This is a genomic window from Isoptericola sp. NPDC060257 (genome assembly GCF_042726645.1).
Lineage (GTDB): Bacteria > Actinomycetota > Actinomycetes > Actinomycetales > Cellulomonadaceae > Isoptericola > Isoptericola nanjingensis.
In genome coordinates, this window is sequence record NZ_JBHXAW010000516.1 from 1 (window position 1) to 1,028 (window position 1,028).

Here is a 1,028-nt window from a genome sequence, read left to right on the forward strand (position 1 = left end):
GTCCCAGGAACCCTTGACGTCGCTGCCGGGCAGCTCGCCGCGGGTCCACCACTGGGCGGTGTGGTTCACGCCGGCCCGGGAGACGACGTCGCCGGTGGAGTACGTCTTGGCCGCGTCGAACGCCGGACCGCAGTCATCGGAGACGACGGGGTGGTCGCCGTGCTCGCCGACGACCTTCCACGGGTCCTTCGTTGCCGCCACCGAGTCGGGCGCGACGCCGCGCGTCCACCATTTCGCGGCGTACTCGACGCCGTCGTGCGAGACGACGTCGCCGGTCCGGTAGACGCCCGTCGGGTACCAGGGGGCGGCGCCGTCGCCCTCGACGAGGGGGCCGGGCGTCGCGGCCTGGAAGGTGCGCACCAGCGCGGAGCTGAGGTCGCGGTCGGCGTCGCCGGCGATGTCCCACAGGTAGGCGCCGCCGAAGCCGTTCTCGGCGAGCCACTCGGCCTTGGCGGTCACGGAGCGCGGGGTGTCGAGCGTCCACCACTCGTCGCCGTTGTAGTAGTAGCTCTGCCCGGCCTGCTCGTCGAAGTGCTCGGTGAAGCCGCCCTCGGCGAACCGGTCCTGCAGCTGCGCGGAGTACGTGAACGGCAGCGAGCCGCCGCTGGCGGGCGCGCCGGGCGTCGGGTCGTCGACGCCCTTCCACCCGTACCCGTACGCGGCCAGGCCGAGCACGAGCTGGTCGCCGCGGTACCCGGCGTTCTTGTAGGCGTTCATGAGTCCGTCGGCGGCGAGGCCCCAGTTGGCCGACTGGCTCGGGTCCCCGTACGACGGGTACTCGTGCAGGTTGCCCTGGTGGCCGGTGCTGCCCGCCTGCCACGGCCCCACGTAGTCGTAGCCCTGGATGTTGAGGAAGTCGACGACGGCGGCGAGCCGCGGGTCGACCCACCCGCCCTCGGTGCGGCCCGCCCACGACGCCGGGGCGAAGCCGGTGATGAGGTAGTCCTCCCCGGTGGTGGCGGCGCGCGCGTCGAGCTCGGCGCGCAGCAGCTCCGCGAAGGAAGCCCTCCGAGAGCAGCTTCTCCACA

At 73.1% G+C, this 1,028-nt stretch carries 1 protein-coding gene; it reads right to left on the minus strand.

The annotated features are described in order from the left end of the window. Positions 1-1,028: glycosyl hydrolase family 18 protein (locus tag ACFWEK_RS21800; RefSeq protein WP_430555405.1), on the minus strand; the 1,028-nt coding region annotated here is incomplete at both ends.